The sequence below is a fragment of the Bacillus cereus group sp. BfR-BA-01441 genome, assembly GCF_022663075.1.
GTDB lineage: Bacteria > Bacillota > Bacilli > Bacillales > Bacillaceae_G > Bacillus_A > Bacillus_A cereus.
Genome location: NZ_JAKUEU010000055.1, coordinates 17,859 through 35,299, shown reverse-complemented (window position 1 = coordinate 35,299; position 17,441 = coordinate 17,859). Strand labels below are relative to the sequence as shown.

The following is a 17,441-nucleotide window of genomic DNA, read 5'->3' as shown; positions in this document are numbered from 1 at the left end:
GTGGGACATCTGGACTTGTTACTGTTGAAGATATTTTGGAAGAAATTGTTGGAGATATTCAGGATGAGTTTGATACGGATGAGCAGCCAGAAATTCAACAAGTTAGTGAAACGAAGACGATACTAGAGGGAAAAGTACTTGTTAGTGAAGTGAATACGTTATTTGGTTTAGGGATTGATGATGATGGTGTTGATACAATCGGTGGTTGGATTTTAACGAAGAATATAGAGATTGCTGAAGAGGATTCCATTGAAATTGAAAATTATAAGTTTTGTGTGAAAGAATTAGATGGACATTATATAAAAAGATTAGAAGTTACAAAGATAGTAGAATCGATTGTTATTTTAGAAGATGAAAAACAAATTTCGTTACAAGAGCAAATTAGCTCGTAAACTCTGCTATATAGCAGAGTTTTTTTGAGCATAATGTTTTTTGAGGGATAAGGGCTATGATACAATGACATAAGTCAAACCTTTCACTAGGTGAAGTATTGTTGTATACATATATTTGGAAGGAGAAGAAGTATGAAAAAGCATTTATATATAAATGGAGATTGGAAATCTGTAAACACGTATAAACCATTATACGCACCATATTCTGAAGAAACATTAGCGGAAATTGCACAAGGCACGGAAGAAGATGTAAAAGAGGCTGTTACCGCTGCAAAAAATGCAATGACAAAAATGAATAAATTATCTGCATATGATCGTGCGACTATTTTAGAGAAAGTTGCACAAAAAATGGATGAAAGAAGAGAAGAATTTGCAGAGATTATTGCAAAAGAAGCTGCAAAACCAATACGTGCTGCAAGGGGAGAAGTAGATCGTACTGTTCAAACATACAAATTTGCAGCTGAAGAAGCGAAACGTATATATGGTGAGACATTGCCATTAGACGCCGCACCTGGTGCAGATGGGCGTATTGCATATACAATCCGAAAGCCGATTGGGGTTATAGGGGCTATTACACCATTTAATTTCCCATTAAATTTAGTAGCGCATAAAGTTGGACCAGCAATCGCTGCCGGAAATACAGTTGTATTAAAGCCAGCTGATCAAACGCCATTATCATCTTATGCATTAGTTGAGTTATTTGAAGAGGCAGGATTGCCAAATGGAGCTTTAAATATCATTTCTGGCCCTGGCCCCACGGTTGGTGAGGCAATCGTCAAAAATGATTACGTTGCTTCTATTACTTTTACCGGAAGTCCAAAAGTTGGAATCGGAATAAAACAAAAGGCTGGGCTAAAACGAGTTACGTTAGAACTAGGCTCAAATGCTGCTGTTATTATTGATGAAGATGTAGAGTTAACAGATGAAATAATTGAACGTGTAAAATGGGGAGCATTTGTTAATAATGGGCAAGTTTGTATTTCAGTACAACGTGTTTTTGTACATGAAACGAAAATACATGAATTTCTCTCAAAGCTAAAGAAAGCGATGGAATCAGTTGTTGTTGGTGATCCATTGCTTGAGGAAACGGATGTATCAGCTTTAATTTCAAAAAAAGATGTAGAGCGAATTGATATGTGGGTTCAAGAAGCAATTAAGGAAGGAGCAACTGTTTTATGTGGTGGTAAGAAGCAGGATGCAAGAATTTTTGAACCGACTGTATTAACAAATGTTCCAGATCATGTATCTGTGCAGTGCCAAGAAGTATTCGGTCCACTCATGACAGTAAATACATTTAAAGAATTTGATGAAGCGATTGAGCAAGTAAATAATTCGCGTTACGGCTTACAGGCAGGAGTATTTACAAATAATTTATTTAAAGCAATGCGTGCAATTGATGAGCTAGAGGTTGGTGGTGTCATGATTAATGATATTCCAACGTTCAGAGTAGATCATATGCCTTATGGTGGTGTGAAAGAAAGTGGCACGGGACGCGAAGGAATTAAATATGCAATAGAAGAAATGACAGAAATGAAATTAGTATGTATTAAAAAATAAAGTGGAAAAACTTAAAACTTGCACTAAAAAACGAGTAGGAAATGTTTACGATTCCATACTCGTTTTTTACGCTTCTAGTAACTATTTAATTAAGTGTAACTTTTACTTCATTTCTTGTTTGAAAATAGTATCTTCTACATAAATTCGTTCTTTATCTATAGCAGTAGCATGAGTTAATACTAAACCGATTGGTGTTTTTGTATCTTTATTTTGAACAATTGTAAAAGGAACATTTTTTTCGTTTGCTAATTTAATGTATTTTGATAAATGTGGGTAAGCAATGCCACCATTTAGGAGGAGTTGTAATGATTGAGAAGAGCGCATGCTACCCGCCACTTCAGAGTATACATTACTTTGCATTACTTGACCGATTGTTAAAGCGATTTCCACACGCTCACGTAATGTAGTTAAATACATATTACGTTCTTCTGGTTTGTTTTGCTTTTGGCCGTAAATGCCTTCTTGGAGATAATCTTCCACATTTTTATTTACCATATTTTTCACACCTTTCATTTTCTATTGTACGCAAGAATTAAAAATGATGCAAAAAAAAGTCGTTTTGACTACGGAAATAATGAAAATATGTGAAGGAAAAAGGGGATTTGTATACAATTAGTTAAATAAGAAAGAAAAAATAATTTTATCAACAGAAATTAACAAAATGTGACAAAAATCTATTAACGAATCGTATTTTTTGTGTTAATATTCAAAATATAAAGGGTATTCGTCGTATGGAAATGGAGGGAATGGAGGTTTTTCCAATCGATAAGGATATTAAAGAAATATTTTGTTCACACTTGAAAAACAATAGGCACCAATTCGTAGAGAACTGGAAAAACAAAATGATAATTTCCGAAAAAGATCCATTTAAACTAGAAGTAGTTCAAAATGGAGAGGATTTACTAGAGTTAATTATCGAACTTACTATGGAAGATAAAGATATAAATTATCTTCAACCGTTATGTGAGAAAATTGCTATTGAACGTGCTGGAGCAGATGCGAATATTGGAGATTTTGTTTATAACGCAAACGTGGGAAGAAATGAACTTTTCGAAGCGATGTGTGAATTAGATGTTAGCGCTCGTGAATTGAAACCAATTATGGCAAAAATACATACTTGTTTTGACAAATTAATTTATTATACCGTTTTAAAATACTCGGAAATTATATCGAAGAATTTAGAGGAAAAACAGCAATATATTAACGAAACACATAAAGAAAGGCTGACGATTTTAGGGCAAATGTCAGCTAGTTTTGTACATGAATTTCGTAATCCGCTTACTTCCATTATGGGGTTTGTTAAATTATTAAAGGCGGATCATCCGAGTTTATCGTATTTAGATATTATTTCGCATGAATTAGATCAATTAAATTTTCGTATTTCGCAATTTTTACTCGTATCGAAAAAAGAAATGTGGAATGAATCGGAACGGTTTTGGCTTAATGACTTGTTTCAAGACATTATACAATTCTTATATCCGAGTTTGGTCAATGCGAATGTTTTGATTGAAAAGAATTTACCGTATCCAATTCCGCTTGTTGGTTATCGGAGTGAAGTGAGACAAGTATTTTTAAACATATTAATGAATTCAATTGATGCTCTTGAATCAATGAAAGAAGAACGAAAAATTATCATTGATGTATTTGAAGAAGATCAAGCTATTCGAATTGTGATAAAAAATAATGGACCAATGATTCCAGCTGAAAATGTAGAAACGATTTTTGAACCATTTGTAACTACTAAAAAGTTAGGAACTGGTATTGGATTATTTGTATGTAAACAAATTGTGGAAAAACATAATGGATCCATTATGTGTCGATCAGATAACGATTGGACAGAATTTCAAATTGCATTTCAAAAATAAACAGTCTACACCAAATGAATGGTGTAGACTGTTTTAATTTGTGAGTATAACGGCTTCTAATTTAGGATCTTTAGTTGAATAACCTACTATTGAAATTGTATAAATAACATTTGGTTCAACATTGAATTTTGGTATAGTCAATAAAACGTTTTTATTATCTGCTAGTGAAATTTCAATATCTGCTGTACCAGGGCTAACTTGCAAAAAATCTGTTATTTGTTTAAAGAGTACATTTTCAAATAAATGATCCCCATCTTTTAAATCTACGTTTACAACAGGGGTATCTGGAGAGAAATGTGCAAACCGTATTTTGGCTTGACCAGCTGGTAAATGTGTATTATCAAGTATAGGCTGTAATTGTAGGTGATTATCACTATTTATTGCAGCAAGAGTATAAGTATGATTTCCCATTATTGGTACCAACGCTGAAAAGATTGGAGTTTCATTTCCGACAGGAACAATATCTATACGGTATTTACCTTGCACTAATGATAAATAAGGGCTGAATTGCTTAAATGAAATATTTTTAATAACCTTTTGTCCGTTTACTAAAATGTCAACCGCTGGTATATTTGGATCGGCATGAAAAATTCTTATATGTGACGGTAAAGCAGCTTCTTGTGAGTCTCTTGTTTCATACGCCTGTACAAGTTTTGATAGTGCATCGTAATATTTCATATATAATTCTATATATTTTTTAGGATTACGAAACTGATAGTAACGTGCGAGTTGTTCGTATTGTGTAACTTCTTGTCCATATTTTTCGATTTCAGATTGAGACATGAACATTCCTCCTTTGTCATCATTAAAACTATATGCGAAGCAAGAAAGCGGTTATGCAAAAAAATGATTTTATAAAGGGAAAATTAAAAATTGACAACAAATATGTTTTCATAAAGAGGTGCTGGTGCTTACGAGAATTTCGCAGAGTAAAGCAGTACATATGACTGTACGAAAGTAAAATAAATGCCAAATTGAAAGTGCATTTCAATTAACATATTGAATACATGTCCAAAAATCGCTAGAAAACTAGGGATTTTTTTAATTATAGGCAAATACACATACAAAGTGATAATTGTCCTACATAAATTATAAAGGAAAGATACTTTGAATCTGAGGAAAGGAGTGCCACTTCGGGATAGGGATATCCCGATAGTAATTGTGAATGAAGTTATGAAAAGGTTTTGTGTTATAGGCTGTAGGATGAATTTGTAAACTTCATTTTTCTATTTATTTTAGCAATTGACAGTATTAACCCATAAGAGAGCGTCATGACGAACTGATTAGTGTGGTTAATCGGTTCTTTTTTTATAGTTTAAAACTGAAAAGTTTACATAATGAATAGGAATCTGAATTGATTAGTAAGGTGGGTGTCGAAATTTGTTTTAAAATATGCAATTTAAAGTAGGATAATAGGAAGGAGTTTAACGGGAGTTCCGTCGAAGTGTACAGAATGTCGGCATTTAAGGACAGCTGGCATTATGCTATAAAAACATTTGGTGATGTAGTCATTTCATATAAAAAGGAGGGTTATTTGGGCGTATAGAAAAGGGTTGGTCTTCGTTTTTTAGTTCTGAATTTTCTGTTTTATAAAAATTTTTAAGCACTCATTTGTATATTTTATAATAGTTTTTTGATAAATTCACTGCTTTTGCAGAGGATTCTTTTTTATGAAAGAAACGTCAATTTTCTTCATATATATATACAAATTGGAGAAATGGGGGAGCGCTATGCGCGATTACTTAATTAAACCACTTGTTGGTCAGCCGTATCCAATGATTTCACATGGAAAAGGTGTTTATTTGTATGATCAAAATGGCAATAAATATTTTGATGGTTCGTCAGGAGCAATTACGGCAGGTATTGGGCATGGCGTAAAGGAGATTGCAGACGTTATTAAAAAGCAAGCTGAGGAGATTGCTTTCGTTTATAGATCACAGTTTACGAGTGAACCAGCTGAAAAATTAGCGAAGAAGTTAAGTGATTTAAGTGTAGGAGATTTGAACTGGAGTTTTTTTGTAAATAGTGGTACGGAAGCGAATGAAACAGCTATGAAAATTGCAATTCAGCATTTTCAAGAGCGAGGTATTCAAGGGAAACATAAAATTTTATCAAGATGGATGAGTTATCACGGTATTACGATGGGTGCTTTATCGATGTCTGGGCATCCACTACGTAGACAACGTTTCGTATCTATTTTGGAAGATTATCCGACTATACCAGCTCCATATTGTTTCAGATGTCCTGTTCAAAAGGTATATCCAACTTGTCAGCTGGCATGTGCGACTGAACTAGAAAGGTCAATTGAAAGAATTGGTGCAGAGCATATTGCTGCTTTTATTGCTGAGCCGATTATCGGAGCAGCTGGAGGCGCGGTTGTTCCGCCGAAAGACTATTATAAAGTCATTAAAGAGATTTGCGACCATTACGATATTTTATTTATTGCGGATGAAGTAATGACTGGGCTTGGTCGTACTGGAGCATGGTTTGCGATGGAGCATTGGGGCGTAGAGCCGGATATTATGACACTTGGTAAAGGGTTAGGAGCGGGATATACACCGATGGCAGCGACAGTTGTAAGTGATCGTGTTATGGAACCAATATTACGTGGATCACGTTCAGTAATGAGCGGTCATACGTTAAGTGCAAATCCATTGTCTGCAGCAACGGCTTTAGCTGTTATTGAATATATGGAGAAACATAATCTTCCTGAAAAAACAGCAGAAAAGGGAGAGTATTTAATAAAAGGCTTACAGAAAGTTCAGCAACAATCGACAATCATTGCTGATGTGCGCGGAAAAGGGTTGCTAATCGGAGTAGAATTGCAACCGTTTACAAAAGCGTCAGAGCTTATTTCAGTTGCAGCTAAAAATGGTCTGCTTTTATACCAAGCAGTTTCAGGGCAAGCAGGAAAAGAAGATAGTGCACTGCTTGTAGCACCGCCAATGACAACTACATATTCCGAGTTAGATGAATTACTTTCAATTTTCTCTAAAAGTGTGGAAGAGATGATGCAAAAAGGAGGGCATAGTATCGCATGACAACTATTACAAATACATTCGGTAAATTAAAAGAAATTGAGGAAGTAATTTCTTTGTTCCATGATGATATGACATTGATGTTTGGGGGATTTGGAGGGATTGGATCCCCTCCATCTTTAATACAGGCAATTTTAGAAAAAGGCGTTACAAATTTAAATTTAATTGGAAATGACACTGGATTTCCTGATGTAGGTATCGGTCGTCTTGTTACAAATGAAAGAGTTAAATCAATAATTACTTCTCACATTGGCTCCAATCCAAATGCAGGAAGGCAACTAAACGAGGGAAGGTTACAAATTGAGTTTTCTCCGCAGGGAACATTAGCAGAGCGTATTCGCGCTGGTGGCGTTGGTCTTGGTGGTGTTTTAGTTGATGTTGGTGTTGATACGATTGTGGAAGAGGGAAAACGAACAGTTGAAATGAATGGTAAGACTTACTTAGTTGAAACAGCATTAACTGCTGAAGTTTCAATTGTATATGCGAAAAAGGCAGATCCGTTTGGTAATCTTGTATTTGACAAAAGTGCACGAAATATGAATCCCCATGTAGCTATGGCTGGGGATATAACAATTGTAGAAGCAGAAGAAATAGTCCCGCTTGGAAGTTTAGATCCAGAGGAAATTGTCGTTCCAGGTGTTTTCGTAAATTATATTGTACCGTCGGAAGGAGTGAACTGGAAATGGGTATGGGCGTAGAAGTGAGGGATAAGATTGCTAGGCGTGCGGCGAAAGAAATACAAAATGGTATGATTGTAAATTTAGGTATTGGCATACCATCGCTTGTACCAAATCATTTGCCTGACGATATAAATGTTATGTTTCATGCGGAAAATGGAATCGTCGGCATGGGACCAACGCCAAGTAAAGGGAATGAAGATGAAAATTTGTGTAATGCAGCAGGTTTACCAACTTCTCTTATAACAGGAGCGAGTTATTTCGATAGCTGCACAGCGTTTGGGATGATTCGAAAAGGTTTGCTAGACATAACGATTCTTGGTTCATTACAAGTAAGTGAAAATGGTGATTTAGCAAACTGGATTGTACCTGGAAAACGTGTTCCAGGTATTGGTGGAGCAATGGATTTAGCACAAAAAGCGAAGCGGGTCGTTGTTGTGATGAATCATGTTGATAAGTACGGAAATGCAAAAATTGTTTCAGAGTGTACATTGCCATTAACTTCAAAGAAGTGTGTAGATTTAATTATTACTGATATGGCAGTCATGGAGGTAACTCCGAGTGGACTTATATTACAAGAATTAATGAGCCCATACACAGTAGAAGATATAAAACGACATACAGAAGCTGATTTTCAAATTAGTTCTAACTTACTAGTAATTGAATGAAGGGAGATGTAATATATGGAGCAATTAAAAAAGCAAGTTTGTGATTATATTGAGAGCCATGAAGAGGAAAGTGTGAAATTTTTAAAACGATTAATTCAAGAAAAGAGCGTATCTGGTGATGAAAGCGGTGCGCAGGCAATTGTGATTGAAAAATTACGTGAATTAGGTTTAGAGCTCGATATATGGGAGCCTTCTTTTTCTAAAATGAAAGATCATCCTTATTTTGTATCACCCCGTACAAGTTTTTCAGATAGCCCAAATATTGTAGCAACTTTAAAAGGAAGTGGCGACGGGAAATCTATGATATTGAATGGGCATATTGATGTAGTTCCAGAAGGGGATGTGAATCAGTGGGAACATCATCCTTATAGCGGTGAGAAAATCGGAAATCGTATATATGGCCGTGGAACGACGGATATGAAGGGCGGAAATGTCGCACTTATGCTTGCGATGGAAGCGATTATTGAATCTAACATTGAATTAAAAGGAGACATCTATTTTCAAAGTGTAATAGAAGAGGAAAGTGGCGGAGCAGGGACATTAGCAACTATATTACGAGGATATAAGGCAGATGGTGTCATTATTCCGGAGCCTACTAATATGAAGTTTTTCCCGAAACAACAAGGTTCCATGTGGTTTCGTCTACGTGTAAAAGGGAAAGCTGCACACGGTGGAACGCGCTATGAAGGGGTTAGTGCAATTGAAAAAAGTATGTTTGTTATAGAACATGTAAGAAAGCTAGAGAAGAAAAGAAATAGTCGAATTACAGATCCGTTATTTAAAGAAATTCCGATTCCAATTCCAATTAACATTGGGAAAATTGAAGGAGGGAGTTGGCCAAGTTCTGTTCCCGATGAATTAATTTTAGAAGGAAGATGCGGTGTTGCGCCGAATGAGACTATAGAGGCGGCAAAAGAAGAGTTTGAGAATTGGATTGCTGAATTAAATGATGTGGACAATTGGTTTGTTGAAAATCCAGTAGAAGTAGAATGGTTTGGAGCGAGATGGGTTCCTGGTGAACTAGAAGAGAATCATGAACTCATTACGACACTTCATCACAACTTTGTTGAAATCGAAGGGAACGAACCAATTATTGAAGCATCTCCGTGGGGGACTGATGGAGGTTTATTTACACAAATTGCAAACGTACCAACAATAGTATTTGGTCCAGGAGAGACGAAAGTAGCACACTATCCAAACGAATATATAGAAGTTGATAAAATGATAGCTGCCGCAAAAATTATTGCATGTACATTACTAGATTGGTGTGAGGTGAAAAAATGAAATACTATGAATCTTTTAGAGAACAGACGAATTGTTATACAGTAGAAGGTGTTTTAGATTATTTTAATAAGCGTATTCGGGTAGATCACTATACAGGAAATGTTGAAAGTATTATACAGACAATTGACGAACTAGCAGAGAAACATTCTTTCACTAAATGTATTATTAAAGGAAAGGGAGAGCATGTTTCAACATGGCTCTCTTTCGGTTTTTTGTTGGAAGCAACGATACCTCATTATTTTCAAGGACACGATGCATACTTTTTTGTGAAATATAATAATGATGAAAGACGAAATAGTATGCATTGGATTGAGGAAGATACTATATTAAGCGGTGTAAAAGGAAAAGAAATAAAAGAAAAAGTAGTTCCAGAGAAATTTTTGCTGAGAAAAGCGACTGAAGAAGATGCAGAAGAATTAGCAACTGTATTCGGAAAAGTATTTGAAGTGTATCCGACACCTTTAAATGAAGCGAGTTATGTATTACAGACGATGAAAGAAGACGATACAATTTACTACGTGTATGAATTTGAGGGGAAAATTATTAGTACAGCATCTGCAGAAATGAACATAAAGGAAGGGAATGCAGAATTAACGAATTGTGCTACTTTACCTGAATACCGTAAACATGGATTTATGAAAAGTTTACTAATTAAATTAGAGGAAGAACTTCAAGAAAGATCTATTTTCTGCTCCTATACAATTGCTCGATCGCTTTCTTTCGGAATGAATGCTGCCTTTCATCAATTAGGCTATACGTATACAGGAAGACTGGCGAATAATTGCTACATTTTCGATAAGTTGGAAGATATGAATATATGGGTGAAAGATCTATCTAGCTATTCGAAAGCAGTAAAACTTCCGCCTCAAAATTTGGCTGTAAAGCAAAACAGTTAGGTGGAGCTGGGTGTTTGAAAAAGCCGTACTAATTAGAGTTTCGAGTTATCTAATGAAAATATAAAATTGATTAAAATTATAGAACGGAATCGTCATGCTTACAATCGCACATAGGTGTGCCGAAAATTCGGCATGTAATTGCTGGATTTTCGGCAAAAGGGGGGATGACATTGCTAGCAGTTTCGACACAAGAAGTCATTGAAGCGATTTTGGGCAGTATTGATGAGGCTATACACGCTGTAGATGAAAATGGAATTACAATATTTTATAATTCTGTAGCTGCAAAACACGATGGATCGAAGATTGAAAAAGTGTTAGGGAAACATCTGTTAGAAGCGTTCCCGTCTTTATCAAGGGAAACGAGTACATTGATGAAAGTACTAGATACAAAAAAACCTATCGTACATCAGGTACAACATTATCAAAATTTAAATGGTGAAGATGTTTGTACAGTAAATACGACGTTACCTATTTTTATAGATGGGAATATTGCTGGGGCTGTTGAAATTGCAAAGGATTACTCTACAATTCAAAAGCTTACTGACACAATTGTTGACTTACAGTCGAAAATAAAGCGATCATCTAGAAAAAAAGTGATTAAAAAGCACGCTGCATTTGAGACGATAGTGACAAATGATACGCGGTTTAAACAGACGAAAGAGTTAGCACAAAAAGTAGCACCAACAGACGCGAATGTTTTAATATATGGTGAAACAGGAACAGGAAAAGAACTGTTCGTACAAGCAATTCATGAAGCTTCTAAAAGAAAAAACAAGCCATTTATTGCACAAAACTGTGCAGCTTTACCAGAGTCGCTATTAGAAAGTTTATTGTTTGGAACGACAAAAGGAAGCTATACGGGAGCGATTGAAAGAGCTGGGCTATTTGAACTTGTTGATGGTGGGACATTATTTTTAGATGAACTGAATTCAATGCCTCTTGATTTGCAGGCAAAAATGTTACGAGTGTTAGAAGATGGAGTCATTAGAAGAATTGGTGATAATAAGACGAGAAAAGTAGATGTTCGTGTTATTACCGCGATGAACCAGCCTCCAGAAATATGTTTACGAGAGAATAAAATTCGCACTGATTTATATTATCGCTTAAACGTATTTTCATTATATATCCCACCGCTTCGTGAAAGAACTGAGGATGTACTATTATTAGCATCTTATTTTTTGAAAGAATATAATAAAAGTTATAAAAAAGGTGTACTTCAAATTGATGAGGAAGCGAAAGATAGACTGCAAGCTTATCAGTGGCCTGGAAATGTACGGGAGTTAAAACATACGATTGAACATGCTGTTATTATTGCAGAAGGGAATACATTAACAGCCAATTGTTTACCACGTACATTTCGGAAAGAGAAGTTTTCGAAGAAGAAGGGTATAATGCCACTTAGAGAAGCACTTCATCAAACAGAAAAAGAATTAATAGATCAAGCGTTGATTGAAACGGAAGGAAATATATTACAAGCCGCAAAAATGTTGGGTATCCCTCGTCAAACGCTTCAATATAAACTGAGCAAGTACGACAAAACCGCCGAATAATCGGCGGTTTTTGTGTGTTTGCACCAATAAAAGAGCGTTTACATATATAAAAAGTAATGAATATGATGTTAAGTATTGATTTCATACAACGCTTAAAAATATTTTTTCGCTTATGTAATAGGGTTCTCCGCACATTTACTTATCAACAATGTAAAGTTGGCATAACTATTGCTTATATAAAGGATGAGCGTATAAAAAGGGGGAATAGCAATGTTACATGATGTATACAAACCAAATCGTCACTGGAAGGATATCGAATTATGGAAAGATGTTACTGAAGAGCAATGGAATGATTGGGTTTGGCAATTAACGAATACGATCAAAACGTTAGATGACTTAAGAAAAGTGATTAACTTAACACCTGAAGAAGAAGAGGGCGTTAAAATTTCAACGAAAACGATCCCGTTAAACATTACACCGTACTATGCTTGGCTAATGAATCCTGATGATCCACGCTGTCCGATTCGGATGCAATCAGTACCGATTTCGGAAGAGTTATATAAAACAAAATATGATTTAGAAGACCCGCTTCACGAAGACGAAGATTCACCAGTTCCAGGGCTAACACATCGTTATCCGGACCGTGTACTATTCTTAGTAACAAATCAATGTTCTATGTATTGTCGTTACTGTACACGTCGTCGTTTTAGTGGACAAATTGGAATGGGTGTACCGAAGAAACAATTAGATGATGCAATTGCTTATATTCGTGAAACGCCACAAGTACGAGATGTATTAATCTCCGGTGGTGACGGACTTCTAATTAACGATAAAATTTTAGAATATGTATTAAAAAATTTACGAGAGATTCCGCATGTTGAGATTATTCGTATCGGAACGAGAGCACCAGTAGTATTCCCACAACGTATTACAGAAAACTTATGTAACATTATTAAAAAATACCATCCAGTATGGTTAAATACACATTTCAATACATCTATTGAAATTACTGAAGAATCGAAAAAGGCATGTGAAATGTTAGCGAATGCTGGTGTTCCAGTCGGAAACCAAGCAGTAATTTTAGCTGGTATTAACGACAGCGTTCCAATTATGAAAAAACTTATGCATGACTTAGTAAAAATCCGTGTACGTCCATACTACATTTATCAATGTGACTTATCTGAAGGTATCGGTCACTTCCGTGCACCAGTATCTAAAGGTCTTGAAATTATTGAAGGTTTACGTGGACACACATCTGGTTATGCTGTTCCGACATTCGTTGTTGATGCGCCAGGTGGAGGTGGTAAAATTGCACTTCAACCAAACTATTTAATCTCACAAAGTGCAGATAAAGTTGTACTTCGTAACTTTGAAGGTGTTATTACGACGTATCCAGAGCCAGAGAGCTATATTCCAGGAAGAGCGGAAGGATACTTTAAAGAGATTTATCCGAACTACGAAGAAAAACGTTCAGATGTTGGTATCGCAGGTCTTATGAGCGATAAGAAATTTAACCTCGTTCCAGACGACTTACAGCGTATGAACCGTCGTAAAGACTACGAAGATAATGATACGCATGCATCTTTAAAAGATAAACGTGATAAACGCGATCAATTAAAAGATAAAAAATATCAAGCACAAATGGCTAAGTTAGAAGAAAACGACAAAAAAACTGAGGGTGATGCAGTATGAATTGTATGTGGTGTGACAGTACAGAAGCGAAAGAAAGCTTGAATACTGTATATTGGGAATTACCAGATGGTACGAAAGCCATTGAAATCCAAGAGACACCATGTATTTCTTGTTCCTCGTGCGGGATGGACTATCAATCAGACCATACAGTAAAAGAAATTGAAGATCAATTATTCTTAATTTACACGAAAGATTTACCAAAACAACTAACATATGAAGAATTAATGGGAAGACCGCGTCTATTAAAAAGAAATTATTTCGACTTTTAACCAGCTTTTATGCTGGTTTTTTTCTTTTTTGCCTTGTATAATGTACCCAAGTTAGAAAGGTAGGGAATATTTTTGAAAAAGACATTTTACCATTATATGATGAAGCATCGTGCAGCTTTATTTAGAAATGAAATTTCAGATTTAGCAGAGGCGATGTATGATGATTTAAGTTTTCCGAAGCAATCTGAAGACTATGATGAAATTAGTTCATACTTAGAGTTGAGCGGAATGCTAGAAAGTATGTCTATATTTGATGAAGCCTGGGATTTATACATACAAGATAGATAAAAACTATTTGAAAACATACAGAATACATTACTTTATTTAAAGTGAAGTATTCTGTATGTTTTTTTATTATGAAATTTGTTGATTTGAAGCTAGTCTAGTTACTAGCTTTTGTTTGAGTGTAATGTAAATTTTATAAGATTATATTTTTTATTGAAAAAATTTATGAATATAAGCTTCTGTGATAAGCGTTTTTATGTAGGTTGCATATACTGATATCAAAATCACGACGTCAAAAAAAGGAGAGATAGAGATGGCAAGAAAAAAACAACCTAAATACAACGTAGGGGACATAGTCGTGATTACGCTATATGGAACCGTTGGGAAAATCACAAATATGAAGGTTTTAGATGGAGTTTATGTATACGAAGTCAATAATCACGATGGATTTTACGTAGAGCAAACATTGCAGCACGTTACAGAGCAAGATATGAAAAAGGGCGATACGGAGTGGATTGAATTAAATTATAATTTCACGTTTGGTGATCTTGTGCAAGTAACTGGATATGATAAAGATGTTTTCCGTATTGTTGGTTTTCGTACAGAAGTATGGAGATATAAGAATGACGCATGGGAAGATACAATTTATGAATTGTCACGGATTACGGATGGTGAATGGTTAGAAGCGGATGAATCAGATTTAACGTTACTCGCCAATGCTCAAACGGCAAATGCAATTTTGAAGAAAATGAAACAAGATAAAGCAGGTATGAATAAATTAGATTTAGGAAAGTTAAAGTCAATTAACAACTCGAAAAAAGTGAGTGTTAAGACGAATCGTCAAGAAATCATTGATGGATTACTTGATATTTATAACGATTATCAATTATTGTTCGATACATTTAAAGATGAAGAATATAAAATTGTAATGGATGTTGTTCATAATTATTTAGTTAAATTGACAGAGAAAAAATAGTTAACTAGAAAGAGAGAATAAATTGAACAACAACATATGCAGTATAAGGTATGCCTACAACTATTAAAAAAATAAAAAGCCACTTTATAAGAGAGTCTGCCCATTGATCTTCATGCATGAACTCTTCTTTTGTTTGTCCTACTTCATATTGATTTTCCATTATTATTTCCCCCTTTGAATAGCTTGTACTACAATCGTATGCATCTCGTCCAAAGCTTATGACCTATAAAAAAATAAAATCTATTTTTCTAATCTCATATACATAATTTTGAGATTTTTTCATAAAACAGAAATAAAGGAGTGATGCTCATGAAGGAAATTGAAGTCGTGATTGATACGGAAGAGATTGCGGAGTTTTTTTATGAGCAACTAATTGAAAGAGGGTACGTCCCAAAACGAGAAGAAATTGAAGATCTCGCAGATATTACATTTGAGTATTTATTAGAGAAATGCATGATTGATGAAGTTTTTGATGAAGAGGATGAATGAAAGTAACGACGGGCATAACTCGTCGTTTTTTACTCTTTACAAACCTGTCACAAATATAGTCAATAATTATTGGTATAATGAAAAGGAAATTTTACTCAAGAGGTGAAGGAATGTTCAAAAAAATTATTGATTCTTTATTAGGAAAGAAAAAATATCGTTCGTATTCAAGTAGTGATTATCGTCGTAGAGGGCGCTCGTATTCAAGTAGCGATTATAAACGACGTTCATCTGGTTATGGACATCAACATTATAAAAGAAAACGTAAAAGCCGTAGCTTCTTTTCAAGTAGCTGATGAAATGGCGTCGTGTACTAGCATTATTTGATAGACCACTGCGAAAAAATACAATTGTTGCAGAGCGTTATAAAATTGAATCAGTAATTGGAATGGGCAGTTATGGGGTTACATATGTCGTTAATGATTTACAAATAAATAGATATAAAGTCTTAAAACAATTAAGACAAAGTAAACAAAGATATGAGTCTGGTAGAAAATCATTTGAACAAGAGAAAATGATCTTACAAACATTAAATCATCATGCAATTCCTAGTCTATATGATCATTTCCTATGGGAGAAAAAGAGCTTCTTTGTGATGGATTACATGCCTGGTAAAAATTTTGAAGATTATATTTTCATAGATGGGTATGTATATACAGAACGCGAAGTTTTTGAGATTTTATATGAAATATTAGAAATTGTATCGGTGTTTCATAGTGAAGGCATTATTCATCGAGATTTACGCATTCCAAACATACTAATGAAAGAAAATCAAATTAGTATTATCGATTTTGGATTAGCTAAATGGAAAGGTGAAGATGATGAGCGAGCTACAACTTACGAAGGTGAACAAGCTTTGATGCGAGAAGTTCACTTTCGTAGCGACTTTTATGCGCTCGGTCATTTCTCATTATTTTTATTATATGCAGGATATGAATCTAATGAAAAACAGGAAAAACCATGGTACGAAGAATTAACTTTGGAACATTATAATCGTGAAATGCTTATGCGAATGTTACAAATAAAAACGCCGTACTATGAGAATGTACAAGATTTAAAACAAGATGTAGCTTCTGCTTTAGAAAGGATGGAGACTCCATGTTTCAAAAGTTTTTAGCAAGCGTTGGTATTGGAAGTGCAAAGGTAGATACTGTTCTTGAAAAAGATGAGTATATTGTTGGGGAAGAAATAGTTGGAAAGGTTCATATAACTGGAGGTTCAGTTAGCCAACAAATTGAAAGCATTTACTTAACATTATCGACGTCGTATGTACGAGAAGTGGATGATAAAAAAGTAACAGCAACATATGATTTAGAGCGAGTACGCTTAACAGAACCTTTTTCTGTAGAACCGAATGAAAAAGTTGAAATTCCATTTTCTTTTCCAATGCCAATTGAAGCACCACTTACACTTGGTATGAAAACGGTTTGGATTCATACAGGTCTTGATATTAAACGTAGTATAGACCCAAGTGACCGCGACTACGTTCAAGTGTTACCTAATGCATTATTAAGTAGTGTTTTAGATAGTGTAAATGAATTAGGGTTTAAAGCACGTCATATAGAATGTGAAGAATTACCACATCGATTACGTAAGCAAGTTCCATTCGCACAAGAATTTGAGTTTATTCCGGTTTCTGGAGAGCATTATGGGAAATTAGATGAATTAGAATTATTAATCTTGCCACGTGCATACGACCGACTAGAAATTATTATGGAAGTAGATAGAAAATCACGTGGATTAGCTGGTTTATTCGCTGAGGCGCTTGATCTTGATGAGAAGGTGATTCGTTTTACCGTAACAAGAGAAGATATCCCTGAGATGAAGCAAAAAATTAATAATTATATTTTTTAATAAACTATGCATAAAAAAGAAATGGAGAGGAAAACTAAAACAACCGCTCCATTTTTTTGCATAGTGAGGTTA

Annotated in this window: 20 protein-coding genes; 17 read left to right on the top strand and 3 right to left on the bottom strand. The window is 34.9% G+C overall.

Annotation, left to right across the window (positions count from 1 at the left end):
- A partial coding sequence (locus MR107_RS20540) for a transporter associated domain-containing protein (protein WP_305037294.1) occupies nt 1–392 on the top strand: 392 nt, incomplete at its 5' end.
- Nucleotides 393–524: 132 nt separating this feature from the next.
- Complete coding sequence (locus MR107_RS20535) at nt 525–1,949, top strand: aldehyde dehydrogenase family protein (protein WP_000716453.1); 1,425 nt, start codon at nt 525–527, stop codon at nt 1,947–1,949.
- Nucleotides 1,950–2,051: 102 nt separating this feature from the next.
- On the opposite strand, the gene MR107_RS20530 is transcribed toward MR107_RS20535, so the two are convergent.
- Nucleotides 2,052–2,444, bottom strand: a complete 393-nt coding sequence (locus MR107_RS20530; protein ID WP_000247559.1) for a YueI family protein — start codon at nt 2,442–2,444, stop codon at nt 2,052–2,054.
- A gap of 236 nt (nt 2,445–2,680) precedes the next feature.
- Between MR107_RS20530 and MR107_RS20525 the strand changes: the two genes are divergently transcribed.
- The gene (locus tag MR107_RS20525) at nt 2,681–3,814 is read left to right on the top strand and encodes a BA2291 family sporulation histidine kinase (protein ID WP_000425086.1); all 1,134 of its coding nucleotides are present in this window, start codon (nt 2,681–2,683) and stop codon (nt 3,812–3,814) included.
- A 33-nt stretch (nt 3,815–3,847) separates the two neighbouring features.
- On the opposite strand, the gene MR107_RS20520 is transcribed toward MR107_RS20525, so the two are convergent.
- Nucleotides 3,848–4,597 (bottom strand): DUF4397 domain-containing protein, encoded by a 750-nt coding sequence (locus tag MR107_RS20520; RefSeq protein WP_000083284.1) that lies wholly within the window; start codon nt 4,595–4,597, stop codon nt 3,848–3,850.
- A 947-nt stretch (nt 4,598–5,544) separates the two neighbouring features.
- Between MR107_RS20520 and MR107_RS20515 the strand changes: the two genes are divergently transcribed.
- From MR107_RS20515 to MR107_RS20470, 10 genes are all read left to right on the top strand, one after another.
- Entirely contained in the window at nt 5,545–6,855 is a 1,311-nt protein-coding gene (locus MR107_RS20515; RefSeq protein ID WP_001205882.1) for an aspartate aminotransferase family protein, read from the top strand.
- Nucleotides 6,852–7,550, top strand: a complete 699-nt coding sequence (gene atoD, locus MR107_RS20510; RefSeq protein ID WP_000208102.1) for an acetate CoA-transferase subunit alpha — start codon at nt 6,852–6,854, stop codon at nt 7,548–7,550. Before MR107_RS20515 ends, atoD begins: the two co-directional genes overlap by 4 nt.
- Nucleotides 7,535–8,197, top strand: coding sequence for a CoA transferase subunit B (locus MR107_RS20505; RefSeq protein WP_000525277.1), 663 nt, complete (start codon nt 7,535–7,537; stop codon nt 8,195–8,197). The genes atoD and MR107_RS20505 overlap by 16 nt, the downstream gene beginning before the upstream one ends.
- A gap of 15 nt (nt 8,198–8,212) precedes the next feature.
- Nucleotides 8,213–9,481 carry a peptidase gene (locus tag MR107_RS20500; RefSeq protein WP_000436702.1) on the top strand — a complete coding sequence of 423 codons (1,269 nt, stop codon included), beginning with the start codon at nt 8,213–8,215 and terminating at the stop codon, nt 9,479–9,481.
- Entirely contained in the window at nt 9,478–10,377 is a 900-nt protein-coding gene (ablB, locus tag MR107_RS20495; protein WP_000878594.1) for a putative beta-lysine N-acetyltransferase, read from the top strand. Before MR107_RS20500 ends, ablB begins: the two co-directional genes overlap by 4 nt.
- 164 nt (nt 10,378–10,541) lie before the next feature.
- On the top strand, nt 10,542–11,927 hold the full coding sequence (gene rocR, locus MR107_RS20490) for an arginine utilization transcriptional regulator RocR (RefSeq protein ID WP_011110073.1): 1,386 nt from the start codon (nt 10,542–10,544) through the stop codon (nt 11,925–11,927).
- Between the two features lie 210 nt (nt 11,928–12,137).
- Nucleotides 12,138–13,559, top strand: a complete 1,422-nt coding sequence (gene kamA / locus MR107_RS20485; protein ID WP_000902142.1) for a lysine 2,3-aminomutase — start codon at nt 12,138–12,140, stop codon at nt 13,557–13,559.
- Nucleotides 13,556–13,828 carry a YokU family protein gene (locus MR107_RS20480; RefSeq protein ID WP_000995763.1) on the top strand — a complete coding sequence of 91 codons (273 nt, stop codon included), beginning with the start codon at nt 13,556–13,558 and terminating at the stop codon, nt 13,826–13,828. Before kamA ends, MR107_RS20480 begins: the two co-directional genes overlap by 4 nt.
- 72 nt (nt 13,829–13,900) lie before the next feature.
- Nucleotides 13,901–14,116, top strand: a complete 216-nt coding sequence (locus MR107_RS20475) for a YozE family protein (protein WP_000750717.1) — start codon at nt 13,901–13,903, stop codon at nt 14,114–14,116.
- Between the two features lie 250 nt (nt 14,117–14,366).
- Nucleotides 14,367–15,029 (top strand): hypothetical protein, encoded by a 663-nt coding sequence (locus MR107_RS20470; protein WP_000101499.1) that lies wholly within the window; start codon nt 14,367–14,369, stop codon nt 15,027–15,029.
- A gap of 4 nt (nt 15,030–15,033) precedes the next feature.
- Here the strand turns inward: MR107_RS20470 and MR107_RS20465 are convergent, their stop codons facing one another.
- Nucleotides 15,034–15,189 carry a DUF3930 family protein gene (locus tag MR107_RS20465; protein WP_000431486.1) on the bottom strand — a complete coding sequence of 52 codons (156 nt, stop codon included), beginning with the start codon at nt 15,187–15,189 and terminating at the stop codon, nt 15,034–15,036.
- A 149-nt stretch (nt 15,190–15,338) separates the two neighbouring features.
- On the opposite strand from MR107_RS20465, the gene MR107_RS20460 reads away from it, so the two are divergent.
- From MR107_RS20460 to MR107_RS20445, 4 genes are all read left to right on the top strand, one after another.
- Nucleotides 15,339–15,518 carry a YozD family protein gene (locus MR107_RS20460; protein ID WP_000658451.1) on the top strand — a complete coding sequence of 60 codons (180 nt, stop codon included), beginning with the start codon at nt 15,339–15,341 and terminating at the stop codon, nt 15,516–15,518.
- Between the two features lie 110 nt (nt 15,519–15,628).
- Nucleotides 15,629–15,811, top strand: a complete 183-nt coding sequence (locus tag MR107_RS20455; protein WP_000473371.1) for a hypothetical protein — start codon at nt 15,629–15,631, stop codon at nt 15,809–15,811.
- Nucleotides 15,811–16,632, top strand: coding sequence for a serine/threonine protein kinase (locus MR107_RS20450; RefSeq protein WP_242292646.1), 822 nt, complete (start codon nt 15,811–15,813; stop codon nt 16,630–16,632). The genes MR107_RS20455 and MR107_RS20450 overlap by 1 nt, the downstream gene beginning before the upstream one ends.
- A complete protein-coding gene (locus MR107_RS20445; protein WP_000486625.1) occupies nt 16,614–17,369 on the top strand; it encodes a sporulation protein in 756 nt (251 codons plus the stop codon). The genes MR107_RS20450 and MR107_RS20445 overlap by 19 nt, the downstream gene beginning before the upstream one ends.
- Nucleotides 17,370–17,441 lie beyond the last annotated feature (72 nt).